At 44.6% G+C, this 26,498-nt stretch carries 28 protein-coding genes; 18 read left to right on the top strand and 10 right to left on the bottom strand.

What is annotated here, in order from left to right; all coding sequences use genetic code 11:
• The first annotated feature begins 18 nt into the window (after positions 1–18).
• The 5 genes from purC (at position 19) to RR876_RS10500 (ending at position 4,183) form a co-directional block, all read left to right on the top strand.
• Entirely contained in the window at positions 19–738 is a 720-nt protein-coding gene (gene purC, locus RR876_RS10520; RefSeq protein ID WP_004691818.1) for a phosphoribosylaminoimidazolesuccinocarboxamide synthase, read from the top strand.
• 390 nt (positions 739–1,128) lie between these two features.
• Entirely contained in the window at positions 1,129–1,914 is a 786-nt protein-coding gene (locus RR876_RS10515; protein WP_004691819.1) for an ABC transporter substrate-binding protein, read from the top strand.
• 84 nt (positions 1,915–1,998) lie between these two features.
• Complete coding sequence (hisQ, locus tag RR876_RS10510) at positions 1,999–2,688, top strand: histidine ABC transporter permease HisQ (RefSeq protein ID WP_332476270.1); 690 nt, start codon at positions 1,999–2,001, stop codon at positions 2,686–2,688.
• Positions 2,685–3,398: an ABC transporter permease gene (locus tag RR876_RS10505; protein WP_332476269.1), complete on the top strand. Its 714-nt coding sequence runs from the start codon at positions 2,685–2,687 to the stop codon at positions 3,396–3,398. Before hisQ ends, RR876_RS10505 begins: the two co-directional genes overlap by 4 nt.
• 8 nt (positions 3,399–3,406) lie before the next feature.
• On the top strand, positions 3,407–4,183 hold the full coding sequence (locus tag RR876_RS10500) for an ATP-binding cassette domain-containing protein (RefSeq protein ID WP_125273780.1): 777 nt from the start codon (positions 3,407–3,409) through the stop codon (positions 4,181–4,183).
• Between the two features lie 143 nt (positions 4,184–4,326).
• On the opposite strand, the gene RR876_RS10495 is transcribed toward RR876_RS10500, so the two are convergent.
• Positions 4,327–4,794, bottom strand: coding sequence for an Lrp/AsnC family transcriptional regulator (locus RR876_RS10495; protein WP_332476268.1), 468 nt, complete (start codon positions 4,792–4,794; stop codon positions 4,327–4,329).
• 86 nt (positions 4,795–4,880) lie between these two features.
• On the opposite strand from RR876_RS10495, the gene RR876_RS10490 reads away from it, so the two are divergent.
• A complete protein-coding gene (locus RR876_RS10490) occupies positions 4,881–5,501 on the top strand; it encodes a LysE family translocator (RefSeq protein ID WP_332476267.1) in 621 nt (206 codons plus the stop codon).
• 97 nt (positions 5,502–5,598) lie between these two features.
• Here the strand turns inward: RR876_RS10490 and RR876_RS10485 are convergent, their stop codons facing one another.
• Both RR876_RS10485 and RR876_RS10480 read right to left on the bottom strand, forming a co-directional pair.
• Positions 5,599–6,876 (bottom strand): replication-associated recombination protein A, encoded by a 1,278-nt coding sequence (locus RR876_RS10485; RefSeq protein ID WP_279733394.1) that lies wholly within the window; start codon positions 6,874–6,876, stop codon positions 5,599–5,601.
• 99 nt (positions 6,877–6,975) lie between these two features.
• Positions 6,976–7,428 carry a YcgN family cysteine cluster protein gene (locus tag RR876_RS10480; protein ID WP_332476265.1) on the bottom strand — a complete coding sequence of 151 codons (453 nt, stop codon included), beginning with the start codon at positions 7,426–7,428 and terminating at the stop codon, positions 6,976–6,978.
• A 202-nt stretch (positions 7,429–7,630) separates the two neighbouring features.
• Between RR876_RS10480 and RR876_RS10475 the strand changes: the two genes are divergently transcribed.
• The 8 genes from RR876_RS10475 to RR876_RS10440 all read left to right on the top strand — a co-directional run bounded on the left by RR876_RS10475 (position 7,631) and on the right by RR876_RS10440 (position 12,799).
• Positions 7,631–7,789 (top strand): DUF1328 domain-containing protein, encoded by a 159-nt coding sequence (locus RR876_RS10475; protein WP_004647174.1) that lies wholly within the window; start codon positions 7,631–7,633, stop codon positions 7,787–7,789.
• Positions 7,790–7,955: 166 nt separating this feature from the next.
• A complete protein-coding gene (locus RR876_RS10470) occupies positions 7,956–8,696 on the top strand; it encodes a dienelactone hydrolase family protein (RefSeq protein WP_332476264.1) in 741 nt (246 codons plus the stop codon).
• 76 nt (positions 8,697–8,772) lie between these two features.
• Complete coding sequence (locus RR876_RS10465; protein ID WP_004691832.1) at positions 8,773–9,135, top strand: HIT family protein; 363 nt, start codon at positions 8,773–8,775, stop codon at positions 9,133–9,135.
• A gap of 108 nt (positions 9,136–9,243) precedes the next feature.
• The gene (gene mutY / locus RR876_RS10460) at positions 9,244–10,278 is read left to right on the top strand and encodes an A/G-specific adenine glycosylase (RefSeq protein WP_332476263.1); all 1,035 of its coding nucleotides are present in this window, start codon (positions 9,244–9,246) and stop codon (positions 10,276–10,278) included.
• A 72-nt stretch (positions 10,279–10,350) separates the two neighbouring features.
• Complete coding sequence (locus RR876_RS10455; RefSeq protein WP_332476262.1) at positions 10,351–10,905, top strand: M23 family metallopeptidase; 555 nt, start codon at positions 10,351–10,353, stop codon at positions 10,903–10,905.
• A gap of 15 nt (positions 10,906–10,920) precedes the next feature.
• Complete coding sequence (locus RR876_RS10450) at positions 10,921–11,166, top strand: hypothetical protein (RefSeq protein WP_004691836.1); 246 nt, start codon at positions 10,921–10,923, stop codon at positions 11,164–11,166.
• A 19-nt stretch (positions 11,167–11,185) separates the two neighbouring features.
• Positions 11,186–11,740: a DNA-3-methyladenine glycosylase I gene (locus RR876_RS10445; RefSeq protein ID WP_332476260.1), complete on the top strand. Its 555-nt coding sequence runs from the start codon at positions 11,186–11,188 to the stop codon at positions 11,738–11,740.
• 36 nt (positions 11,741–11,776) lie between these two features.
• On the top strand, positions 11,777–12,799 hold the full coding sequence (locus tag RR876_RS10440) for an NAD(P)-dependent alcohol dehydrogenase (RefSeq protein WP_332476259.1): 1,023 nt from the start codon (positions 11,777–11,779) through the stop codon (positions 12,797–12,799).
• Between the two features lie 28 nt (positions 12,800–12,827).
• On the opposite strand, the gene RR876_RS10435 is transcribed toward RR876_RS10440, so the two are convergent.
• Entirely contained in the window at positions 12,828–14,279 is a 1,452-nt protein-coding gene (locus RR876_RS10435; RefSeq protein ID WP_332476258.1) for a PLP-dependent aminotransferase family protein, read from the bottom strand.
• A 99-nt stretch (positions 14,280–14,378) separates the two neighbouring features.
• On the opposite strand from RR876_RS10435, the gene RR876_RS10430 reads away from it, so the two are divergent.
• Positions 14,379–14,780 carry a hypothetical protein gene (locus RR876_RS10430; protein WP_332476257.1) on the top strand — a complete coding sequence of 134 codons (402 nt, stop codon included), beginning with the start codon at positions 14,379–14,381 and terminating at the stop codon, positions 14,778–14,780.
• A 48-nt stretch (positions 14,781–14,828) separates the two neighbouring features.
• On the opposite strand, the gene RR876_RS10425 is transcribed toward RR876_RS10430, so the two are convergent.
• Positions 14,829–15,476: an START domain-containing protein gene (locus RR876_RS10425; RefSeq protein ID WP_332476256.1), complete on the bottom strand. Its 648-nt coding sequence runs from the start codon at positions 15,474–15,476 to the stop codon at positions 14,829–14,831.
• A gap of 59 nt (positions 15,477–15,535) precedes the next feature.
• Positions 15,536–16,357, bottom strand: coding sequence for a 4-hydroxy-tetrahydrodipicolinate reductase (dapB, locus tag RR876_RS10420; protein WP_332476255.1), 822 nt, complete (start codon positions 16,355–16,357; stop codon positions 15,536–15,538).
• Between the two features lie 197 nt (positions 16,358–16,554).
• On the opposite strand from dapB, the gene RR876_RS10415 reads away from it, so the two are divergent.
• Entirely contained in the window at positions 16,555–16,794 is a 240-nt protein-coding gene (locus tag RR876_RS10415) for a hypothetical protein (RefSeq protein ID WP_332476254.1), read from the top strand.
• A 64-nt stretch (positions 16,795–16,858) separates the two neighbouring features.
• Here RR876_RS10415 and dnaJ read toward each other — a convergent pair whose 3' ends face one another.
• The 4 genes from dnaJ to RR876_RS10395 form a co-directional block, all read right to left on the bottom strand.
• Positions 16,859–17,977, bottom strand: a complete 1,119-nt coding sequence (dnaJ, locus tag RR876_RS10410) for a molecular chaperone DnaJ (RefSeq protein ID WP_004978425.1) — start codon at positions 17,975–17,977, stop codon at positions 16,859–16,861.
• Between the two features lie 104 nt (positions 17,978–18,081).
• Positions 18,082–18,459 (bottom strand): hypothetical protein, encoded by a 378-nt coding sequence (locus RR876_RS10405; protein ID WP_004978426.1) that lies wholly within the window; start codon positions 18,457–18,459, stop codon positions 18,082–18,084.
• 131 nt (positions 18,460–18,590) lie between these two features.
• Complete coding sequence (locus RR876_RS10400) at positions 18,591–21,728, bottom strand: efflux RND transporter permease subunit (protein WP_332481842.1); 3,138 nt, start codon at positions 21,726–21,728, stop codon at positions 18,591–18,593.
• A 2-nt stretch (positions 21,729–21,730) separates the two neighbouring features.
• Positions 21,731–22,831, bottom strand: coding sequence for an efflux RND transporter periplasmic adaptor subunit (locus tag RR876_RS10395; RefSeq protein WP_332476252.1), 1,101 nt, complete (start codon positions 22,829–22,831; stop codon positions 21,731–21,733).
• Positions 22,832–22,981: 150 nt separating this feature from the next.
• On the opposite strand from RR876_RS10395, the gene RR876_RS10390 reads away from it, so the two are divergent.
• Both RR876_RS10390 and ppc read left to right on the top strand, forming a co-directional pair.
• Complete coding sequence (locus RR876_RS10390) at positions 22,982–23,608, top strand: TetR/AcrR family transcriptional regulator (protein WP_332476251.1); 627 nt, start codon at positions 22,982–22,984, stop codon at positions 23,606–23,608.
• Positions 23,609–23,813: 205 nt separating this feature from the next.
• Complete coding sequence (gene ppc, locus RR876_RS10385; protein WP_004691858.1) at positions 23,814–26,498, top strand: phosphoenolpyruvate carboxylase; 2,685 nt, start codon at positions 23,814–23,816, stop codon at positions 26,496–26,498.

Below are 26,498 nucleotides of genomic sequence, written 5' to 3'. Positions count from 1 at the left end.
TTTGAAAAAGGTTCCCTCATGTTAAAACAAACCTTGCTCTATACTGGTAAAGCGAAATCTGTCTATGAAACAGACAGTGCAGACCACCTGATTTTAGTCTTTCGTGATGATGCTTCGGCATTCAATGGTGAAAAGATCGAACAACTAGATCGTAAAGGTAAGGTGAACAACCGTTTTAACGCCTTTATCATGGATAAATTGGCTGCGGCTGGCATTGAGACTCACTTTGAAAAACTTCTTTCTCCAACAGAAGTTCTAGTGAAAAAACTCAGCATGATCCCTGTTGAATGTGTAATTCGTAATTATGCAGCAGGTTCTTTATGCCGTCGCTTAGGTGTAGAAGAAGGCAAGGAATTAACACCGCCGACTTTTGAATTATTCTTCAAAGATGATGCGCTTGGTGACCCAATGGTCAATGAGTCTCAAGCGATTGCTTTAGGTTGGGCAACTGCTGAGCAACTTGAGCAAATGAAAGTCCTCACTTACCAAGTGAACGAAGTTCTTAAAAACTTATTTGACCAAGGTGGCATGCTACTTGTGGACTTCAAACTTGAGTTTGGCGTATTCCACGACCGTATTGTTCTTGGTGATGAGTTCTCTCCAGACGGTTGTCGTCTATGGGACAAAGAAACCAAGAAAAAACTCGACAAAGACCGTTTCCGTCAAGGTTTAGGCGGTGTGGTTGAAGCTTATGAAGAAGTTGCTGCACGTTTAGGTATCGACCTTTCTGATATCTAATTTGTTACAGATTCAAAAAAACCGAGCATAAATGCTCGGTTTTTTATGGACGACTCAGCGCCAATAATAGCCAGCCAGAACATAAAATTGCTGCGAATAAATCAACAATCCTGTACGCCAGAGCGCACAAGACTTCCGGTATATTTCAACTATGTATTGAATTTGTTTTTTAATATGATAAAAACATATGAACAGGACGTTCTCAGATAAAAATTATTCCAACCCAAAAATACCCTTATTCCCTCATCTCTCATGGCAAGAAGATCCCTCGATCCCCTAAGAGCAGAGAACTGGTATAGATGTTGCTTTTATTCAGAAGTAACTCGTTGGCTAAGTTCTATCTTCGTCTTATTTTCTAGATTTGATTTTTCACGGATGGCTATATTTAAAATGAAAAACTGGCAAAAAAAATTACTACTTTCCACTACATTCGTAGCCGTAGCACTGAGCAGTACTGTCCAAGCAAAAGAATGGAAAACCATTCGTTTTGGCACAGAATCCGCATATGCACCTTTTGAATATAAAACCCCAGACAATAAGCTGGTCGGTTTTGACATCGACTTGGGCAATGCCATTTGTGCCAAATTAAAAGCCAAATGTGTCTGGGTAGAAAACTCCTTTGACGGGATGATTCCTGCGCTCAAAGCGAAAAAGTTCGACGGTATTCTGTCTTCAATGACAGTCACTACGGATCGCGCAAAACAAATCGCGTTTAGTAATAAAATTTACAACACGCCTACCCGTATGGTCGCGAAGAAAGGCTCTCCTTTACTCCCTACGCCTGCATCCCTAAAAGGCAAACGTGTGGGTGTACAACAAGGTACGATTCAAGAAGGCTATGCAAAAGCCTATTGGGCGCCTAAGGGTGTGAATGTGGTTCCTTATCCAAATCAAGACGTGCTTTATCAAGACATGGTTTCGGGGCGCCTAGATGCAACATTACAAGATGCGATTATGGTCGATGCAGGTTTCCTAAAATCGGCGAAAGGTAAAGGCTTTGCTTTTGCAGGCAATAATGTTGTCGATGCCAAAACACTCGGTGTAGGTGCTGCAATTGGCTTACGTAAAGAAGATGTCGACCTGAAAAAGAATATTGATAAAGCGTTAGCTGAAATTATTGCCGACGGTACCTATAAGAAACTCGAGAAAAAATACTTCTCCTTCAGCATTTATTAATTTATAGCGTGTCGGTTCAATACCGACACTCTTTATATACTGCTGATTTATAAAATTTTATATTTTTACTCGGAGAAACTGAGTATGTTTCTGTCTGGCTATGGTCCCGTATTACTCAGTGGCACTTGGATGACCATACAGCTTGCTTTGTTATCACTGGTACTTTCGATCATTATTGGATTGTTTGGGGCAAGTGCCAAACTCTCTCGTATTCAAATCTTACGTCATATTGCAACCCTCTATACCACGCTGATTCGTAGTGTTCCCGATCTGGTGATCATGTTGTTGTTGTTCTATAGCCTGCAACTTGGACTGAACTCCATTACCGAATCGATTCATATGGAGCAGATTGACATCAACCCCTTTGTGGCAGGGGTGATTACTTTAGCCTTTATTTATGGGGCCTATTTTACGGAAACCTTCCGTGGCGCATTTCAAGCCGTCCCCAAAGGTCAACTTGAAGCTGCAAATGCCTATGGCATGACCCCATTTCAAGTCTTCAGGCGTGTCCTCTTTCCACAAATGATGCGTTTTGCCTTACCGGGGATTGGCAATAACTGGCAAGTCCTCATCAAAGCCACCGCCTTGGTGTCCTTAATTGGTTTGACCGACATCGTCAAAATTACCCAAGATGCAGGTCGAAGCAGCATGCAAGTGTTCTATTTCAGTATTGTTGCAGCCGTCATTTATTTGGCCATCACTACCCTTTCGAATTTAATACTCATGTGGCTGGAACGTCGTTATTCTGCTGGTGTGAAAAAGGGACAATTATGATTGAGATTATTCAACAATATTGGCAGCCCTACCTGTGGACCGATGGCTTTCAAATGACTGGGGTCGCCATGACCGCATGGCTACTGGTCTTATCGATTGCGATTGGTTTTGTTCTGGCTGTGCCTTTGTCGATTGCTCGAGTCTCAGAGCATGCTCTTGTACGTGCACCTGTTTGGTTTTTTACCTATATTTTCCGTGGTACACCGTTATATGTGCAGCTGCTGATTATTTATACCGGGATTTATAGTCTCGAATTTGTCCATGCCCATGAACGGCTCGATGAGTTTTTTAGAGAAGGACTTAATTGCACCATTTTAGCGTTTGCACTCAATACAGCAGCTTATACCACTGAAATTTTTGCAGGGGCCATACGTTCGATTCCCTACGGTGAAATTGAGGCTGCAAAAGCCTTTGGAATGTCGCCTTGGAAACGCTATACCCGCATTATTATTCCGTCGATGCTACGCCGAGCATTGCCGTTTTATGGCAATGAAGTCATTTTGATGCTGCACGCAACCACCATTGCCTTCACTGCAACCGTGCCTGATATTCTCAAAATTGCACGGGATGTCAATGCTGCCACTTATGCCACGTTTGATGCCTTTGGTATTGCCGCTGTGCTGTATGCCTGTCTGGCATTTATCCTCATTTGGATCTTTCGTAAATTGGAACAACGCTGGTTGGCGTTTTTAAAACCATCGAATCATTAGGAGAAACAATGGAAAATTCAGCAAAACTGGTGATTCGAGATCTTTGTAAAAGTTTTGGCGATCATGAAGTCTTAAAAGGAGTTTCACTTGAGGCACATGCAGGTGATGTCATTAGTATTATTGGTTCCTCGGGTTCGGGTAAAAGTACCTTTCTTCGCTGCATCAATTTCCTAGAGCAACCGAGCCAAGGCAGCATTCAGCTCAATGGCGAACAGTTAGAGACTACTTTAGATAAAAATGGCGATCTTAAAGCCACAAACCCCAAACAACTGCAAAAAATGCGTACCCAACTGATGATGGTCTTTCAACATTTCAATTTATGGTCGCATATGACGGTATTAGAAAATATTATTGAAGGGCCCATTCATGTCTTGGGGCTAAAGCGTAGTGAGGCGGAAGAGCGTGCGCGAAAATATTTAAGAAAAGTTGGGCTTGCTGAAAGTGTCGAAAAGAAATATCCGTCTTTTTTGTCAGGAGGACAACAACAGCGTGTTGCGATTGCCCGTGCCTTAGCGATGGAGCCTGAAGTGATGTTGTTTGATGAACCGACCAGTGCTCTAGATCCTGAACTGGTGGGTGAGGTGTTGAAAGTGATGCAAAGTTTGGCTGAAGAAGGCCGAACCATGATTGTGGTCACCCATGAAATGGGCTTCGCACGCCATGTGTCCAATCATGTCATTTTCTTAGATCAAGGAAAAATTGAAGAACAAGGTGATCCGAAAGAAGTTTTGATTCATCCCAAAAGTGAACGCCTGCAACAGTTTTTAGAGGGTAACTTTAAATAATTGAATAGTCTTCAAGAGGTTGATGCAGCAATGATTCAACATTCAATACTTAGTTGAAAAGATAAAGCTCATCCCACGAAGCGATATGTAGTCAGATAAAAACCGAGCAGTTTCGCTCGGTTTTTATCTTCCGATCTAAGCATTTATAGATTAGTGTATCGATTTTTAGTGGTATCCATCACCAAAAAACTGGTGATCGAGCTAATGGAAGGAATCGTTCCCAAAACATCAGTATGAAACTTTTTATAAGACTTAATGTCAGCCACTTCAACCCTAAGCAAATACTCAACCGAGCCTGTAATGGTATGACACTCTGTGACTTCATCCGTTGCAGTGATCACATCCTCAAATTGACTCAAGCTTTCCTTTGAGTGACAAGACAGCCCGATAGTCACATAAACCGTTAAGCCGACACCCAAAAGCGAACGGTCAATCACCGCTTTATAGCCTCGAATCACACCAACTCTTTCTAACTCTTGCACGCGTCGTAAACAGGCCGAGGGAGACAAACCCACCCGTTCTGCCAGTTTAATATTGGTTAAATGTGCATCGCGCTCAAGCTCGCACAATATTTTTCGGTCCAATCGATCTAATTCAATCATTTGTTGCATAAAACTCAGTATTAACGATCAATATACAACCAAATTGTGATAGATCAACAATAAAATGATATTTATTTGATTGCGCCATCCCCTTTATGAATGCGTCACTGTTTGTCTCTTATCTGTTGTTCTGTGTCGTGATGACCTGCACGCCTGGACCCAATAATGCACTGGTCATGCTGTCTGGTGCACGATTTGGCATCAGTAAAACCCTACCTCTGGTTTTAGGCATTGCCTTTGGTGTGGCCGTGCAACTCTTCGCCATCGGCATCGGGTTAAATCAGGTGTTTCTGGCCCTGCCCAAGCTCCAATTTATTTTAAGTTTGATCGGCACTACTTATATTCTGTGGCTCGCATGGAAAATTGCAGCCAGTGGGCCACTCAACATCGAATTAGAACAAAAACCATCGATGGGTTTTCTACAAGGGGCTCTTTTTCAGTGGGTCAATCCCAAAGCGTGGATTATCTCCATCAGCACCATTGCCACTTATTTTGCTTTAAACCATCATGTCAGCGATATTCTTTATGCAGCCCTGATTTTAATGGTGGTTTCCATTCCATGTGTCGGGGTTTGGGCAGTCGGTGGTCTTTTCTTACGCCAACATCTGATGAAACCGCGCTTTGCCTTGAGCTTTAACATCACGATGGCAATCACCTTGTTAGTCGCTGTGTTACCTGCCGCATTAAAATTGATGAATACGCATATCGGAACATAAAAGCGCTACAGTGCTTAGAGAAAATAGAGGTCAAGCTATGTGACTAAATCCTAAGTCCCAAAAACAAAAAAGCCTGATTTGTAAATCAGGCTTTTTGTTACTGCTGCTGTTGCTGTTCTTGTTGCCAACGGCGTTGCTGTAAACGCTCCCCCTCAACCTCACGTTTATTGCGTGCCGACTCATACAGTTTGGTTCCTTTGAGCTCAGGGGGTAAATATTCTTGCATCACAAAATGCTCTGGATAGTTGTGCGGATACAAGTAGTCGACGCCATAACCCTGCTCTTTCATCAACTTGGTCGGTGCATTTCTTAAATGCAGCGGCACAGGTAAATTCGCTGTTTTCTCGGCCAAATCCAACGCTTTGTTGATCGCAAGATAAGTACTGTTACTTTTGGCACTGGTCGCCAAATACACTGCACACTGCCCAAGAATAATTCGACACTCTGGCATGCCCACCGCTTGAACAGAACGGAAGCATTCTCCAGCAAGCAGCAGTGCATTGGGGTTTGAGTTACCAATGTCCTCAGAGGCTGCAATCAACATCCGACGGGCAATAAAAACGGGATCTTCACCACCTTTGAGCATACGTGCCATCCAATACAAAGTAGCATCAGGATCACTCCCTCGAATCGACTTGATAAAAGCCGACACCAAATCATAGTGCTGCTCACCCGATTTGTCATAACGGGCGATATTTTGCTGTGCAACTTTGACCACCATTGCATTGGTCACGATATTTTCAACGTCAGGTTCGAAGGTGCCCGCAATGAGTTCAATTAAATTCAAGGCTTTGCGGGCATCACCTGCGGCAAACTGCACTAGTGCTTCAAATTCTTCAATTTGAATATAACGCTCTTTTAAAAACGGATCGTTCTTAATCGCTTGCACTAATAAAGTTTGAATCGCATCGGCATCGAGCGCATTTAAGGTATAGACCTGACAACGCGACAATAATGCACTGTTGACTTCAAAAGAAGGATTTTCGGTGGTGGCACCAATGAGGGTAATTTTGCCTTTCTCCACAGCGTTCAGTAAGGCATCTTGCTGCGATTTGTTAAAACGATGAATTTCGTCAATAAACACCACAGGTGGCATTAAATCTCCGCCATCTGCAATGATCTCACGGAGCTCTTTAACCCCCGTATTGAGTGCAGATAGACTGACAAATGGTCGGTCGATCGCTTGCGCCAACAGTAAAGCAATCGTGGTTTTACCCACGCCTGGCGGCCCCCAAAAAATGATCGATGGCAAATGCCCTTGATCGATCATTTGGCGGAGCGGTGCCTGCTCACCCAATAAGTGATCCTGCCCAATAATTTCAGATAAATCACGCGGGCGTAAACGTTCAGGCAGTGGAATATTGCTATCGGACATAGGGCTAGGACTTATCATGCATTCATCGAATGCTTATGTTATGGCAAATTCAGGCGAATGACACAAGCTTTTCATGCAATTTGATTATGCTTTTATCGACTAGCGAACCCAACGTACAATATAGTCTTCGATGTCATTATCCTGAATCTCTTCTTCAGAAATACAACGTCCTGCCGCAGACTTTTTCGCTTTCAGAATACTTTGACGTGAGCCCGTGTTCAGATAGTGCCATCTGGGCAAATTTTTACCTTCATGCAGACGACGATAAGCACAACTCGGTGGTAACCAATGAATCGTGTCTAAAAGTTCGGGCGTGAGCTGGATACAATCGGGCACATGCTGCTTGCGGTTCGGATAATCCCGACAACTGGCCGTTTGACAGTCCAGCAGTTTACAGGCCACTTTGGTATAGGCGACTTCTTGGCTTTCTTCATCTTCAAGTTTCACCAGACAGCATAGACCACAACCATCACACAACGCTTCCCACTCTGCTGAACGTAGCTCAGTGAGCGCATAATGCTTCCAAAACTCTGGTCTTAATTCGTTGGACATAACCACTGCCAATAAAACTGAATGCACTATTATAACCTATAGTCACATGGCTTTCAGAGCTATCTAAAGTGTCAATATTTACATCATATTCATAAACTTAAAATACAAACAGAACACTTTTTAAACAAAAGCAACACAGTGTGTCCGAACCTTGTTTCTATACTAATAGAGTAATAAATAAGAACATCTATGGAGAAAAATTATGTTTCGTTGGGCGATTATCTTCGCAGTGATTGCACTGATTGCAAGTTTACTTGGTTTTGGCGGCGTAGCAGGTTTATCCAAAGACTTTGCGATTATTTTATTGGTGATTGCTGTGATTCTTGCGATTGTCGGATTTTTATCCCGTGGCAAAGTCTAAAGCACACCACTCTTAACGACAAAAAAGAAGGATTCAGATCCTTCTTTTTTTATGTGTGCCTTTAAAAATAATTTCTCACATTTCTCATGTACATCGGAATATTTTTCAAATCCTTGTAAAAGTTTTTATGCTTTAATCAGAACAGATCATCTATCAGGATTTGAGCATGACAATCAGTATTCAAACTCGAGAAATTCAATATAACGCAGCCGATGGACAATGCTTAGTCGGTTATTTTGCAGCACCAAGCTCTCAAACACCGCATGCAGGTATCATCGTTGCACCCGAATGGTGGGGCCGAAATGAATATACTGAACAACGTGCTCGCGAACTGGCTGAACACGGTTATGCCGCACTGGCGATTGATATGTACGGCGACAAAAATGTTACCACAGATGCGAAACAAGCCTATGAATGGATGATGCAAACTTTTGCCGATGCAGACACCATCGTCAACCGTGCGCAAGCAGGTTTAGATACGCTTGCAGCCCAGCCTGAAGTGAATCCCAATCAACTGGCGGCGATTGGTTTTTGTTATGGCGGTAAAGTGGTTTTAGACTTAGCTCGTTCAGGTGCACCGCTTAAAGCCGTGGCGACTTTCCACGCAACATTGGCACCGAAAGCCCCTGCGGTCGAAGGTCAAATTCAAGGTGAAATTTTAGTTTTACATGGCGAGTTAGACAGCATGGTCACTTTGGATGATGTTGCCAGCTTCCGTGAAGAGATGCATGCGGCAAAAGTGAACCATGAAGTGATCATTTTTGAAGATGCGAAACATGGTTTTAGCAATCCATTGGCCGATGAGCGTGCCAAAGCCAATAGCGTAGACTTGGGCTATAACCCAGAAGCAGAAAGACAAGGTCTAGATGCAATGTATGACTTGCTAGAACGCAATCTCAGTGCTTAACTAGAGCTGAGAATTCAAATATTTTTGATTTTTCAGATCCAACAGGATACATAATTAGATTTTAGAGGAGATAACAATGACTGAGACCCACTGCCAATATTGTAATTTTGATGAATATGACGTGCTTGATAAAAATGACTTTGGGGTAATTTTACCCGAACCCAATGCATTGTCTAAAGGTCACTGTGTCATTATCCCTCTACGTCATGTGAGCTCATTTTTTGACATTACCGACAAAGAACGTAAAAGCTTAATGTCTTTGCTGGAACTGGCACGTAATGAACTTCAATTACGTCATCAACCTTCAGGCTTTCATATTGGTTTTAATGACGGTGAAATATTTGGGAATGTGTCTGAACACTTACATATCCATATTATTCCACGCTACAAAGACCAAGAGCTAAAACTCGATGCACGTTGGGGCATGACAAAAGACTAAGTTTTTATGGTTTTAAATGGCGCGTAAGCGCCATTTTTTATGCGCAAAAAATCAGGCTCAGAAAAGACATTCAGTTATACTAAGCCGAATTTCTTGCTTGTGCCTCAGATGTCTCTTTTCTCTTTTTCAGATGCGTTACTGACTTGGTTCGATGTTCATGGTCGACATGACCTGCCATGGCAAGTGGCCGATGATCCCTACAAAGTCTGGGTGTCTGAAATTATGCTGCAACAGACCCAAGTCAAAACCGTGCTGCAATACTTCGAGCGTTTTATCGAACGCTTCCCAACGGTTGAAGCTTTAGGGACAGCATCATGGGATGAGGTCGCACCTTACTGGGCAGGTCTGGGCTACTATGCCCGTGCACGTAATCTGCATAAAGCCGCAAGGGTTGTGGCACGTCAGGGGCACTTTCCTCAAACTTTAGAGGACTGGATTGAACTGCCAGGCATTGGTCCATCTACCGCAGGCGCACTGATGTCTTTGGGTTTACGTCAGTACGGTGTCATTATGGATGGCAATGTGAAACGCGTGCTCGCACGCTTTTTTGCCATTGAGGATGATCTGAGCAAACCTGTACATGAACGCAGCATGTGGCAACGGGCCACTGAACTCTGTCCAACTGAACGCAACCACGACTATACCCAAGCCATCATGGATTTGGGCGCAACCGTCTGTACCCCTAAAAAACCACTGTGTTTATACTGCCCAATGCAACAACACTGTCAGGCCCATGCACAAGGGCTAGAAACTGAATTGCCTTTTAAAAAGCCCAAGAAAGCTGTGCCTGTGAAGTCTGGCCAAGTTTTGGTGCTGCGTCATCACAATCAATGGCTGTGGCAGCAGCGTCCCAATAGTGGACTATGGGGCGGTTTATGGTGTTTACCTATTTTTGAAAATGGTGATGAACTCACGCAACTGTGCCAAAGTCTAGGACTGAAACAAATCTCACAACGCGCTGAAATTTCGCATAGTTTCACCCATTTCACTTGGCAACTTGAAGCGCTTTGCTTTGAAGTCGATGCCGATCAACTCGAACATTTAAGTATAGAACTGGCCAGCACATGGCTAGACATACAAAACGTCACAGAAATGGGCATCCCAACCGCGATGAAAAAATTGATCTCGACAATTCAACTGTGACATAGTTGGGTGATCCATTGGGTTCACCCTGACACTTTAAAATTAGATCACTGAAATAATAAAGGATTGTTCGTGCGTTATTGTTTACCTCGCCTTTCTGCGCTTGCCAGTTTAAGTTTTGTAATTCTGTTACTCGCAGCTTGCCGTACCATGCCGCCTGCACCGAGTGGAAGCCAGTTACCTGCCTCACAAGTCCAACAACTGAAAAACATGCATTTAGCTAAGCAGCTGCCTGTCCCTGTCCAAGGCATCAAACGCAATGTCCTCAAAGATACTTGGGGTGCGTCCCGCAGTAGCGGACGGACGCATGAAGGCATTGATATTCTGGCTCCACGTGGAACAAAAGTTTTTTCTGCCACAGAAGGTCTCGTCACAGACTTACGCAATAACAATTTGGGTGGTAAAGTGGTTTGGATTATGGGGCCAGCAGGTACTTGGCATTACTACGCTCATCTTGATGACCATAAACGCGGCTTAAGTGTCGGCGACTATGTCAAAAAAGGCGACCTGATCGGCTATGTCGGCAATACAGGCAATGCACGGCACACAGCCCCACATTTGCATTATGGACTTTATCTACAAGGTAAAGGCCGTGGTGCAGTAAATCCCTATCCTTATTTACGTTAACTTTAGGAATTTTTCATGTCAGAAGCGTTGATCAACCGTCTGGTCGAATTTGCTGAATCAGGCAATCAACAAAAAATCATCTTGGCAGGACAAAACCACCAAGGTTGGATCATGGAAATTACCGAAGATGCGCTTTTAATCAGCACTGGATTTGCTGAAAAAACAGGAAAAGATGTTTGGATTAACTTTTCCGACCTCGAACACGCCCAATTGTTTTATTGGGACAATCAACACGACCAATGGGCGCCTTTTACCCTATAAAAAGATCAGGAGCATGTTCATGACCACTCAACGCTGCGGATGGTGCTCCTCAGACCCACTTTACATCGACTACCATGATCATGAGTGGGGTAAACCACTACACGATGAAAAGCAGTTATTTGCAATGCTCTGCCTCGAAGGTCAACAAGCGGGGCTGTCATGGATTACCGTCCTGAAAAAGCGTGAACATTATCATCGCCAGTTTTTTCAATATTCCATTGAACAGATTGCGGCTTTAAGTGATACAGACTTAGCCGAAAAAGTGCAAGATATCGGCTTAATTCGCCATATCGGGAAGCTGACAGCCATTCGTGACAATGCGATTGCATGGCAAGCCCTGAAACAACAAGGCATCAACCCCGTTGAGTGGCTCTGGAACTTTGTCGAGCAACACACAATCAACAATGATGTCCCTGACTACCGCACAGCACCTGCACAGACACCTCAAAGCCAAAATATGTCTAAAACCCTAAAAAAACAGGGCTTTAAATTTGTCGGGCCGACCACCTGCTATGCCTTTATGCAAGCGGTCGGTATGGTCAATGACCATGAAAACAGCTGTCATTTTAAATAAAAGTACATAAAAAACAGGAAAATAAGGATATAGAATATGACGGATAATACCATTCGTGCCTATGCGGCAATGCAGGCAGGCGCAGCGTTACAACCCTATCAATTCGATGCGGGTGAACTGCAACCCCATCAGGTCGAAGTCCAAGTCGAATATTGTGGATTGTGTCATTCCGATGTTTCGGTCATTAACAATGAATGGAACTCTTCGGTCTATCCCGTTGTCGCTGGTCATGAAATTATTGGCACCATCAGTCGCTTAGGCTCCGAAGCCAAAGGGCTTAAACTTGGACAGCGCGTCGGTATTGGTTGGACGGCTGAAAGCTGCCAACACTGTGACCCCTGTGTGTCGGGTCAACAAGTGCTCTGTACTGGTGGGTCAACAGCAACCATCGTCGGTCATGCAGGTGGCTTTGCCGACAAAGTTCGCGCAGGTTGGCAGTGGATTATTCCTTTACCTGAAGAGCTAGATCCTGAATCTGCGGGTCCTTTATTGTGTGGCGGTATTACCGTTTTTGATCCGATTCTAAAACACCAAATTCAAGCCATTCACCATGTTGGCGTGATCGGCATCGGTGGTTTAGGGCATATGGCCATTAAGCTTCTGAAAGGATGGGGCTGTGAAATCACGGCGTTCACCTCGAACCTCGACAAAACTGACGAGCTCAAGGCCATGGGCGCAGATCATGTGGTGAATAGCCGTGATGTGGATGCACTTAAAACCCAGCGAGGCAAATTTGATTTAATCCTCAGCACCGTGAATGTCTCACTCAATTGGCCTGCCTATATCAGTACATTGGCACCGAATAGCACAATCCATCTGCTAGGCTTGCCCCTTGAGCCCATCAAGTTAAATGCAGGTAGCCTAATTGGTGGAGCAAAGTCTATCACGGGTTCACCCACTGGCTCCCCTGCGGCATTACGTCAGCTACTCAAATTCGCTGCACGTAAAAACATTGCCCCACAAATTGAACTATATCCTATGTCACAGTTGAATGAAGCACTGGAACGGTTACATTCTGGAAAAGCCCGTTATCGGATCGTCCTCAAAGCTGATTTTTAATCCATAAGCGCCTCAAAAGAGGCGCTTTTTATACCGCTTGTTTGACTAACGTTGAACTGCTGAGTTGCGCTTTCACCCAATCGGCCAACAAGATGACCGCCGCGCGAATATCTGTTGAAATTTCATGACCAGCATTGAGACGAATACAGTTTTTATAACGCTGCCCTTCACCAAAGACTTCTCCTGGCACTATATTGATGCCATGCTGTTGAGCAAAATAGTACATATCTAAACCGTCAATACACTCGGGCAGCTGTAACCACAGCGCATAACCACCTAAGGGTTGATTGATACGTAACGCAACCCCGTCAAAGGCATGCTGAATCATGTGTCGGTATTGCTCAACTTGCTGTTTTAAAATCGGCTTTAACTGCTGTAAATGTTCGCGATAGGCACGACTATAAATGAGATCGGCCAGTGCCAACTGCAAAGGTGTATTCACTGTGATATTTTGCATCAGCAACGTAGCCTTCAAATGCGCTAAGCGCTGCGGAATACAGAACCAACCTACCCGATACGCAGTTGAAAGGGACTTGGAAACCGAACCACAGAAAATCACATAACCCTGCTGATCCCAATACTTAATCGGCAGCGGACGACTCGAGCTGAAACTACATTCACCATAAATATCATCTTCAATCACATAGCACTGATAGTGTGCAGCCAGTTGTGCAATTCTTTCTTTTTCTGCATTGCTTAAGCAAAACCCCAAGGGATTTTGATAATTGGCCGTGAGTAAGCACGCTTTTGCGCCTGAACTTTGCATGACCTGCTCTAAACGCTCAAGATCAAAGCCTTGAGTATCGGCTGGAATTTCAATAATTTTCCGCTTTAACCCTGCCAGCATTTGCAACTGACCATTAAAATTCGGGGTCGGCACAATTACGCTGTCGCCTTCCTTGCTGAGGTGTTGAATCATCACCGACAGCGCAGGCATACAGCCATTGCTGATGTAAATATCATCCTGCGAAATATAGAAGCCATCTTCAGCCCAATGCTCAGACAAAGCCTGCCGCAAGCGAATATGACCTTGCTTATCACTATATAAAAAATCTTCAGGTTGGCTGTGTTTTAAGGCGCGTTGAATGGAGCGGCGGAGCGCCTCTACAGGCACATGTTTTGGCGAAAGCTGAATCGCTCCCAAATGGATGAGACGGCTATTAATGGAAGACTGTTGAATTTCCAGCTGTAGCTCTAAGTTAGAAATATCACGGGCTTGAGACTGAAAGTCTGGATGCTGTGGTACAGGAATAGATGAGCTGGTATTTTTTTGATAACTGACAAAATAGCCCGACTTATTTTTCACATGAATATACCCCTGCGACTCGAGTAGTTCATAACAGCTCTTGGCGGTATTCAAACTGACCTTTTGTAAGTTGGCAAACTGGCGTAACGACAACAGCTTTTGCCCTGCGGGTAATTCAGCATTTTGAATTTTTTCAAGCAACTGTGCAGCCAAGCTTTGATACTGGAATGCCATTCATCTGTACCTATTTTTTTAAATTTTATGTATCTGTATCCATTATGCCAACAGAATTATGCTTCTGTCATTCATTCACAACCATAAATAGGCACTTTTATGAAAAAAATAATCATATCTCTCTTTTGCTTATTGAGCTTATCGGCTTGCCAACCGCCACATGTTTCACAGCAGGTACAACAGCAGCATTTTATTTGTAAAGCCCTGATTGAAGGGTTTCTGAAAACGCAAAATTTAACTGATTATCAGTTTTTAAGTTTAGCGCCGAGCTTGACTGAAACCTCGACCCAACGAACTTATCAATATCGGTTGAACAATGAACGTCAAATGCAGATGAACTTGCCCCGCCAGAAAAATTTACAGTTTCAATGTGACCAAAGCAGCGCTGAAAACTTCAAGATCTCGCTCGCTGGTGAAGGACATGCCATGCTCAGTTTAATTCAGTTAGACCTGCCTCAAGCTTCAACCTTAGAGCTGCTGAACGCTTATCAACAGCCTTAAGTTTTAAAACATAAAAAGCCAGCATTGCAGGCTTCTTCGTCTTTAAAATTAACGTAAGGCGGCTGGTAAATGGGCAGGAGTATCTTCTTGTTCCAGCAATTGATTTTTCATTTTTTGCAGCATTTGATAAGGTTGTTGTTGCACAAACATATTCACAAACTTCAGTGGTATCGACCCCTCAGGGTTGGCATAACCCGAGGTCGAAACCTTGACTTTGTTTGGTCCCAGTTTCTGAAAGGTCCAATCGCCTTCATAATGATTTAGGCGCAAATAATCTGGATTTTTAAGGATGTTTTTATCAATCGCTTTATTTTTAATGCTAATGATGCCCTGACTGTCCTTGGTCATTTTCCCCTGCACCACTAAGTCGCGGTCTTTTAAAGGAAAAGGGAAATCCAGCACCATATACAGTTGAAACTCGCCTTTTTTATCATCGCGCGACAAGACTTTCACACTGCCCATATACGGCACCCATTTCACCGCATGGTCAACATCTAAGATCAGTGACACTGCTTTTTCAATCGGCACATCAAACGTGGTTTCAGCCTTATATAAAAAGACCGGGTTTTGCGCATTTTGATAGGTCCAAACTTTAATATTATTTTTATGAATACTGAGTTTTGCTTGATCCATAGGTTTGGCTTGTGCTGTCGTCATCGCGGCAACAACACAAGCCATATACATGACTTTTTTCATTCTATTCTTCGTCTTATTTTAGTTTTTTATCTTGTTTTTATGGCGAATGAAGCAGGTTTTTAAACTTGAATGTCGTTAAAACCCAGTACATCTTTCATGTCATATTTACTTGCTTCACGTCCTACCACCCAAGCCGCAGCACGTACCGCACCCGAAGCAAAGTTCATACGGTTGGTCGCTTTATGGGTAATTTCAACACGCTCACCATCGGCAATAAACATAGCTGTATGTTCACCGACAATATCGCCGCCACGAATGGTTTGGAAACCAATACTTTGACGCTCACGAGGTCCGGTATGACCTTCACGGCAATACACTGCATCGGTTTTCAAGTCACGCCCTAAAGCACCCGCAATCGCCTCACCCATCATCAACGCTGTGCCTGATGGTGCATCGACTTTATGACGGTGATGCGCTTCAATCACTTCAATATCCACTGTGTCGCCAAAGACTTTAGACGCCAATTCCAATAGCTTAATCGAAACGTTGACCCCCACAGAATAGTTGGCTGCATAGACCACGGGAGTCTGTGTCGCCGAGTCATCCAAATAGGCTTTTTGTTCGTCATTCATGCCCGTGGTGCCAATAACAATGGCAACCCCAGCTTCACGACAAATTTTTAAATGTTGAACAGTCGCTACTGGTGCAGTGAAATCAATAATCACATCACAATCTTTCACGACCGCTTCCAGACTCCCCACCACTTTCACGCCGAGGCTGCCAATACCTGCAAGCTCACCTGCATCTGTACCAACCAGTGAGCTTTCAGGACGTTCCACTGCCGCAGCCAGTTGATAGCCTGCTTCGTGTACCGCTTGAATAAGGATGCGACCCATACGACCGCCGGCACCTAAGACACCAATGCGTGGAGCTGCTGACATAACATATTCCTAATCTAGCTTCAAAATTGCTCTTACTATAGCAAAACTGATTGCCCAGACTAAGGTTTGTTGGCCATTTTCATCGAAAAAATCGCTTTATTTTCAAACATGATTTCTCAAGCTTTTCACAAATTTGCAATCAATCTTACGCAGACTAGGTTCGCGTTTAAAAACAACTTTAAAATGAGGAAAATAGAATGAAAGCAAAGGTACTTTTTCTAGCGATGACGTTTGGGGGCAGTTGGGCACAGGTTCAGGCTGAACCCGCTATTCAAGCAGGCGATACCTTAGAAAGTTTGTCACAAGTCAAAATTAGCACCAGCACACATCCCAAAGTACAGGCCGAGCAACAAGTACCAGCCGCTGCACCTATGGCTGAAGAAATGGTGCCGGTTGAAGAGATCGATCAACCTGAGCTGCCAACAGAAGCGCAATAACATAAAAAAAAGCGGGAAAATATTCCCGCTCTTTTCAATCTTATTTAACAGATATGACGTTTCATCAGTCAAATAGTCGGTCAAAAAAAGACTTTTTCTTCGGTGATGATTTGTGATCATCTCCATCTAAAGTTTCTTGCAACTCTTTCAACAGTTCACGTTGACGTGCTGTTAAGTTGACTGGCGTTTCAATCACGATACGGCAGAGTAAGTCACCTTGCATACTGGTGCGTACAGGTTTAACCCCTTTACCACGTAATCGGAACATTTTACCCGTTTGTGTGCCTTCAGGAATTTTCAAACTCACACGACCTTCGAGTGTCGGGATTTCAATTTCTTTACCCAAAGCAGCATCGGCAATGCTCACAGGGACATCCATATACAGGTCTGCACCATCACGCTGGAAGATTTCGTGCTCACGCACCACCACTTCTACGTACAAGTCGCCTGACTGACCATCACGAATCGCTTCGCCTTTACCCGTTAAACGAACGCGGTCACCGTTGTCGACACCCGCAGGAATCGTCACTTCTAAGGTTTGTTGACGGTCTTTAACACCTGAACCATGACAGGTATTACACGGGTTCTTAATGATCTTACCCTGACCGCGACAGGTGCTACAGGTCTGCTGTACAGAGAAGAAACCTTGCTGCATGCGAACCTGACCTGCACCATGACAAGTTTTACAGGTTTCAACATCGTTCGGGTTTTTAGAGCCTTTACCGTCACAGGTTTCACACGGCGCTGGTGCGGTAAAAGTAATGGTTTTTTTCACCCCTCTTACTGCTTCTTCCAACGTCAGTTCCATCACATAACGTAAGTCAGAACCACGACGTGCACGCTGTTGACCACGACCACCGCCGCCACCAAATGCGCCACCGAAAATGTCACCGAATTGACTGAAAATGTCTTCTGCGCTGAAACCACCACCGAAGCCGCCACCGCCGCCCATACCACCTTCAAAGGCTTGATGCCCCATCCGGTCATACATGCTGCGCTTTTCGCTATCCGATAAAATTTCATAAGCTTCAGCCGCTTCTTTAAATTTCTCTTCAGCTTCAGCATTGTCAGGGTTGCGGTCCGGATGATATTTCATCGCCAACTTACGGTAGGCTTTTTTAATTTCATCATCACTAGCGGTTTTAGCAACACCTAAAACCTCATAATAATCACGTTTAGCCATGTCTGGCGATGCTCCTCACGGAATTTATTTAATACTCAACTGTGGTCTGAAATTGGGTTCAAACCAAGTTTTACAAGGGGGTGTTTGAAAAAAAATCAGTAGAATTAGAAAACTGCTTTATTTTTCAAAAATTTAGACAGGCCTTTAAACCATGCATTTAGAAGGAAGAGAAATGCAATACAGCTAAAAACCACACCTGCAACCGTGCATGCAGTCACCCACAATGCGCTGTCCCAAGTGAAGAAAATAAGAGGAATAAACCACAGTGCTGCAAATAAAGCCAAAATGCTATAAATCACAATATTGCGCATGACCCAAAGTGCTTGCGCTTGTAACCATACTTCAGCATGATCAATTTGCGTGACTTTTCGGGCATACCAGTAGGAAAATGCGCCACTAATCACAGTAAACAAAGCCAAAAACATGAAGACATAAGAAATCGCAATAGAGCGGCGATACTTGGTTACATTGTCTTGCATCATGCGTTTAACCCCATTTGCCACATCGTTGGTTTTTTAATGTGTAGCAAAAAACTGCTTTATAAAAATGCCATAAATTTCAGGTGCTACTATATTGAAATTTTCAACGTTTCGCACCTGATATTGGCATAAATTTACAGCTTATGGCTAATTTTTTTTACTTTAAACCACTGCGCATACAAGGCAGGTAAAAAGAACAGGGTTAATAGCGTCGCCACAATCAGTCCGCCCATGATCGCAACGGCCATAGGTCCAAAGAAAATACTTCTAGACAATGGGATCATAGCCAGAACAGCTGCCAATGCCGTCAGCACAATTGGACGACAACGTCGCACTGTCGCATCGATGATCGCATCCCATGATTCATGCCCCGCTTGAATATCTTGCTCAATCTGATCAATCAAGATCAGTGAATTGCGCATGATCATGCCCGACAAGGCAATGGTGCCCAACATTGCAACAAAGCCAAAAGGTTTATTGAACAGTAGCAGGAATAACACCACGCCGATCAAACCTAAAGGTGCGGTGAGCAAGACAATCGTGGCACGAGACATACTGCGCAGTTGAATCATCAGCAAAGTCATGACCACGGCCAAGAACAAAGGCATACCCGCTGCAACCGATTTACCCCCACGTGCAGACTCTTCCACTGTACCGCCGACTTCAACCAAATAACCATTCGGCAGTTCTGCACGCAGCTGATTCATCTGCTCACCCATTTCATCCACCACCGTGGCAGGCTGTAACTTGGTCCGAATATCTGCACGTACCGTAATGGTTGGTAGGCGGTTACGATGCCAAATCAAACCTTCTTCAAAGCTATAATCAATTTTTGCAATTTGTGCCAACGGGACTGTTCCGCCATTTGAAGTTGGAACGGCAAGGCTCGCCAGTGATGCTACTTCAACCCGCTCGGCTTGATCGCCACGTAAACGGATTTCAATCAGTTCACGTTTCTCACGGTACTGGTTAATGGTGGCGCCTGAAATTGAGCTGTTCAAGAAATTGGCCAAATCTAAACTCGACACCCCCATTTGGCGGGCACGGTCTTGATCAATCTCTAAATTGATCATCTTGCTTGGTTCACCCCAGTCCAAATGCACATTGGTGGTGTTGGGGTTAGCACTCAACATCGCCGCGACTTTATCCGCCCAAGCACGCACTTGGGTTAGGTCTTCACCCGATACGCGATATTGAAGTGGATAACCGACAGGAGGGCCGTTTTCAAGTAAAGAAACGCGAGTACGTACATCAGGCAATAACTGACGGATTTGGGTGTCTAAGGATTTTCGAATTTCATTGCGATCATCCAGTGAAGAAGCCAAGACCACAAACTGCGCAAAGCTGGCTTGTGGTAGCTGCTGATCGAGCGGTAAATAAAAACGTGGCGAGCCTGTGCCCACATATGCCACATAATTATCTATACCTTCTTGCTTCGACAGGAACTGTTCAACTTTTTTCACCGCATTTTCAGTTGCGGTTAAAGATGCACCTTCTTCAAGTTTTAAGTCGACCAAAATTTCGGCACGATTTGAAGGCGGGAAAAACTGCTGTGGTACTAACTTAAACATCAACACCGAGAGCACAAAAATAGCCACAGTTGTCGCAATGACCGTTTTGCGATAGGTCACACACAGATCGACCCAACGGCGAAAACCTTGATAGAACTTGGTTTGATAAGGATCATGATGCTCACCTGCATGATGCACTATTGGCAGAGGTTCTGGTTGTTTGCGCAAACGTGCCCACAGACGGCTATACCACGGCGCTTTTTGAATCAGCTCTTTGTTAAAATCGGGCAGGAGTTTGTCACCCAAATAAGGTACAAAAAGCACCGCTGCAAACCATGACACAATTAAGGCAATGGTCACCACTTGGAAAATAGAGCGAGTGTATTCACCTGTACTGGACGCTGCCGTGGCAATTGGTAAAAAGCCCGCAGCGGTAATCAAAGTTCCCGTCAACATCGGAAAGGCAGTGGTTCGCCATGCATGCCCTGCTGCTTGTAGTCGGCTGTAGCCTTGTTCCATTTTGATTGCCATCATTTCCACGGCAATAATGGCGTCATCGACCAAGAGGCCCAGCGCTAAAATCAGGGCACCCAAGGAAATTTTATGTAGACCGACATCAAAAATATTCATGCCTGCAAAGGTCATGGCCAAAACCAGTGGAATAGAGAATGCCACCACCAGTCCAGTACGGAAACCCAGCGAGAAAAAGCTAACCAGCAAGACAATAATCACCGCTTCAGCCAAAACTTTCATGAACTCGTTGACACTACGCTTCACCGCAACAGGCTGATCTGAAACTTTTTTCAGCTCCATACCTAAAGGTAAGGTTTTTTGCAGCGTGGAAAACTCAGTTTCTAGGTTTTTGCCCAAAGCCAAGATGTCGCCACCTTTACGCATCGATACCGCAATGCCAATGCCATTTTCACCCATAAAGCGCATACGGGGTTGCGCGGGTTCACTAAAGCCACGATAGACGTCGGCAACATCGCTGAGCTGGATGGTTTTCCCATTGACCAATAAAGGCATACGTTGCAGTTCTTCAACGCTCTTAATTTGCCCTGTGACTCGGAGTTGAATACGATCCGATTCTGTTTCAAAAAAGCCTGCACTGGCCATGGTATTTTGCTGTTGCAGGGCTTGTTGCACCGCTGTCACAGGGATGCCTAGCTGCGCCGACTTGGTGTTGGAAATTTCAATCCAAATCTTTTGATCTTGCAGTCCGACCAAGTTGACCTTGGCGACATCTTTGACGCGTTGCAGTTGTAACTGTAAACGGTCGGCATATTCTTTCATCACCGCATAATCGAAGTCTTTACCAGTCAGCACATAAATATTGCCGAAAGTATCGCCAAACTCATCATTAAAGAATGGTCCTTGTACCCCATTGGGCAGCTGATGTTTGATGTCTCCAACCTTCTTGCGTACGTCATACCACACATCAGGTATCTCACTGGAGCGCATGGCATCTCGTGCCACAAAAGTCACCATCGACTCGCCAGGTCTGGAGTAGGCCATAATGCGCTCATACTTACCCGTGGTCATCAGCTCTTTTTCAATACGGTCAGTCACTTGTTCAGACACCTCACGCGCCGTTGCACCCGGCCAATAGGTCTGTACCACCATCACTTTAAAGGTAAAAGGTGGGTCTTCGCTTTGTGCAAGTTTGGAATAAGACACCACACCCACAATACCCAGTAACAACATCAAATAAAGGACCAAGCCCTTATTTTTTAAGGCCCATTCTGACAGGTTATAGTTCATGCTTAACTCCCTGTCGCAATCTTGACCGTTTTATTGTCACGGCTAATCGGTTGAATTTTTTGTTTTTCACGCAGTAAATGCACCCCACCCACCACCACATAGTCCTTCGGCTGTAAACCTGAACGAATGGTAACGCTGTCTCGACCATATTCCCCCACACTGACAGGGACTTTACGAATCCTGTTGTCAGCATTCACCACCCAGACATAGGCAGTTTTACCCGCAGCGGAAACACTGGCTAACGGCACACTCAACACATTGCGCTCAGTTGAGCTGAAAAACACCCGCGCACTCTGTCCCAGTTGAATCGTATTTTGCCCTTCACGCAAAGCCACTTTGACACTAAAAGTACGTGACTGATCTGCGGCAGGCGAAATTTCGCGGACGTATGCGGCAAAACGCTCATCAGGTTTGGACCACAAGGTGACGATTGCGTCTTGCCCAACTTTAATCTGAGCAATGGCTTGTTCAGGTACACCAATTACCACTTCACGATCGCCTGAAATGGCCAGTTGAAAAGCCGGTTGTCCTGCTGAAATCACCTGTCCAATTTCAATATTACGCTCGGTAATCACACCGTTTTTATTGGCGATCAGTTGGTTATAACTGGTTTGGTTTTGCGTAACGTTGTAATTGGCTTGTGCTTGTTTCAAGCTCGATAGTGCGGCTTTGTATTGATTTTCAACGCTGTCGTACTGTGAACGACTCACTGCATTACTCGGTAATAATTGCTTAAAGCGTTTGAGTTCATCCTGCGCATTTTTTTCAGCCGCTTGTGCACTTTCTAGCTGTGCTTTGGCTGCATTTAATTGTAACTGGGCATCTTGCACATCTAAGCGTGCTAAAACTTGTCCGACTTTGACTTGGTCACCCACATCGACCAGACGCTCCGTGACTTGTCCCCCAACACGAAAAGACAGTGCCGTTTGTTGGCGGGCTTGCACCTCGCCTGCATAGCTTTTTTGTTCTAGATGCGTGGTATTCGGTTGGCTCACCATCACCAAAGGCACCGACTCTGGTTCAGTCGTGTCTTTGCTACATCCCCACAAGGTGATACTACACACCACCACCATACTTGCCACAAGGGTCTGAATTTTGCTCATGAAGTCTGCTCTTCTTCCATAACCACCAATTAATCAGGCACAATATCCAGACTTAACTTGGTTATTTTTTAATTAATATACTGCATAGTACACTAATTAAAGATATGCTCAGATGTAAATGACTTTTTGAACTTTTTTTTAGGAAAATGTGTGCAAGCTTCAGCAGGACGTCCCAAAGATTTAGAAAAACGACAGCGCATTTTGAATACTGCACGTCAGTTGTTTTTACAACATGGCTACCATGGCTCCAGTATGGATCAAATTGCCAAGGAAGCGCACGTCACTAAACTGACGGTGTATAACCATTTTCAGGACAAAGCCAACCTATTCAGTTGTGCGATTGAGGAAACCTGTGAAAAGCTGATGCAAGGTCGTTCATTTCAATTACAACGTACTGAAGACTTTGTGCCCATGCTCGAACAGATCTGTGCGTTATCAATGCATATTATTAACCTGCCTGAGGCCATCAAGCTGGAGCACCTACTATTACAGCTGGCCGCTGAACAAAACCCATTGCTAGAGAACTTCTATAAAGCCTCTCACCTCAAAATGCGGGCGATTTGGGAACAGTTCTTTGACCAAGCCCAAACCTTGGGCTTGCTTAAGTTTGAACAGGTCAACGAGGTCATCACCTTATTAATGTCTCTGCTGTTTGGATATCGTCACCAAGAAATGTTGTTGGGAATGAATGAAGTGCCAAATACCGAACAACGCGAGCAACTGATTCAAGAAGCCATTGTGATTTTTTTATTAAAATACCCCATACAAAAACCGTAAGATTCAGTTAATTAGTTTCATTTTTTTGACATTAAATTCAAGCACTTGCCATCAACAACCCCCTTTATTTTAAAACAATCGCTTGCCCTAAGTGGTTCATTTGCTTCTAAATTCAGCAATTAATCCCCTACTTTTGTCTGCCCCTACTTGGATTGTCATCGAATCGGGGTATAGTCAAATTAAGAACAACGAGGGAATAATAATCATGATTCAACAAATTGATGCTCCACTACGTGAAGATGTCCGATTACTCGGCAACCTATTGGGTGAAACCCTCAAGGAGCATGCAGGACAAGATTTGTTTAATCAGGTCGAGCAAATTCGGGCCTTATCCAAAGGGGCACGGGATGGTCAAGTTGAAGCCGAAAAACAGCTGGAACAACTGTTTTTCAGCCTTGAAGACGATGAAATTTTACCGCTGACGCGTGCCTTTACCCACTTTTTGAACTTTGCCAATATTGCAGAGCAATACCATGTGGTCCGTAGCCGTCGTCAAAGTGAATTTGATGAGACCGCACCCTCTCCCAATCCGCTCGACCACCTCTTTGCTAAATTTAAAAATAACGACATTTCAACCGATACGCTGTTCCAGCAAATCTGTGATTTAAATATTGAACTGGTTTTGACCGCTCATCCCACTGAAGTCAGCCGTCGTACTCTGATCCAAAAATATGATGGTATCAACGATGCCTTATTTAAAATGGATCAGCAAAAACTGACCCCTCGTGAACGTCAGACAGTCCTTGAAGACTTAAAACAACTGATCTGTTCGGCGTGGCAGACCGATGAAATTCGTCAACATCGTCCAACCCCAGTCGATGAAGCAAAATGGGGCTTTACCACCATTGAGCAAACCTTATGGAATGCCGTACCGAAGTTCATGCGTGAACTAGATGACATGGTAATAGAGCACTGTGGCCAACGTCTGCCTTTACATGTGGCACCTGTACGTTTCGCTTCATGGATGGGTGGTGACCGTGACGGCAACCCGAATGTGACACACAACATTACTCAAGAAGTCCTGTGGCTATCGCGTTGGAAAGCGGCCGATCTTTATTTACGTGACATTGAAGACTTGCGTTGGGAACTGTCGATTCAAAGCTGTAGCGATGAACTGCGCCAAGCCTTGGGTCAAGACCATCCTGAACCCTACCGTGAATATTTACGCGATACCCGCGAACGGCTAAAAGCTACGCGCCATTGGCTCGCAGAAAAACTGCGCGGTGCCGATGCCGATGACAGCTTGGTGATTAAAGCCAAAGATGAACTGTTACAGCCTTTACTGCTGTGTTATCGCTCTTTGATTGCCAGCAATCTGCCTGAAATTGCCAATGGGAAACTGCTGGACTTTATCCATCGGGTGAACTGTTTCGGGATTGAACTGCTGAAACTGGATATTCGTCAAGAGTCAGGCCGTCATCGCCAAGCAATTTCAGCCATTACTGAATATTTGGGTCTGGGTAATTTTGAAACATGGACCGAACAAGCACGCCAAAACTTCTTATTGCAAGAGCTACAAAGCAAACGTCCACTGTTGCCTAAGCATTTAAATGAACCTGCGCAGAGCTTAATTGAACAACCTGAAGTGCAAGAAGTGTTTGCCACCATGCGTACTTTGGCGGCACAGCCTCAAGAAAGTTTAGGTGCGTACATTATTTCGATGGCTGAATATCCAAGTGATGTGCTAGCAGTACTGCTTTTGCAAAAAGAAGCGGGTATCCAACATCCCCTACGTGTGGTGCCATTGTTTGAAACATTGAAAGACTTAGATGGCGCCGCAGCCACCATGAATACCCTATTTAATATGCATTGGTATAAACAGCATATTCAGGGCAAGCATGAAGTGATGATTGGCTATTCGGACTCGGCAAAAGATGCAGGCTTTATGTCAGCCAATTGGGCGCAGTACCGTGCGCAAGAAGAATTAACTGCGATTGCGAAAACGCATGGCGTACAACTCACACTATTTCATGGTCGTGGCGGTTCCATCAGCCGCGGCGGTGCACCAACACAACAAGCCCTGTTTTCACAGCCACCCGGCTCGATTTCAGGTGCAATTCGAGTCACTGAACAAGGTGAAATGATTCGCTTCAAGTTTGGCTTAGAAGGTATTGCGCTACAAAACTTAGAGATTTATACCGCTGCCACTTTAGAAGCCACTTTACTGCCACCGCCCGTCCCAAAACCTGAGTGGCGCGAGTTGATGCACAGCATGACCGATTTGTCAGTACAGGTGTATCGTCAGACTGTGCGAGAAAACCCTCACTTCGTCAAGTATTTACGCACAGTCACGCCAGAGCTTGAACTGCAAATGTTACCGCTTGGCTCACGCCCTGCAAAACGTAAAGTCACTGGCGGCATTGAGTCCCTACGTGCCATTCCTTGGGTATTTGCGTGGACCCAGATTCGTTTGATGCTACCCGCTTGGTTAGGTACAGGCGCAGCAATTAACCAAGTGATTGATCAAGGACATAAAGCCACCTTAGATGAAATGCTGGTGGCTTGGCCGTATTTCCAAACCCTGATTGATATGCTGGAAATGGTGCTCTCAAAGTCTGATGCTCATGTGGCGCTGTATTATGAGTCGCATCTGACCGATGATGAAGACTTGAAAGTGCTCGGTGAACATCTGCGTCAGCGCTTAAAGTATGCGGTGCAAACCCTCTTGGCGCTTAAAGGTGAGTCTAAACTCCTCAGCAGTAACGAAGTTTTAGATCAGTCGATGAGAGTGCGCAAACCGTATTTATTGCCCCTGCATTTACTCCAAGCAGAGTTAATGAAACGTCGCCGCCGTTACCTAGAAGAGCGTCAGGAAACAAATACACCTGTAGATCATGCACTTATGGTAAGTATCGCAGGCATTGCAGCGGGTCTTCGTAACACAGGGTAA

It is taken from the genome of Acinetobacter sp., assembly GCF_036666595.1.
Taxonomy (GTDB): domain Bacteria; phylum Pseudomonadota; class Gammaproteobacteria; order Pseudomonadales; family Moraxellaceae; genus Acinetobacter.
Note: the sequence above shows the minus strand (reverse complement) of the source record. Positions and strands in the feature narration are given on the sequence as shown.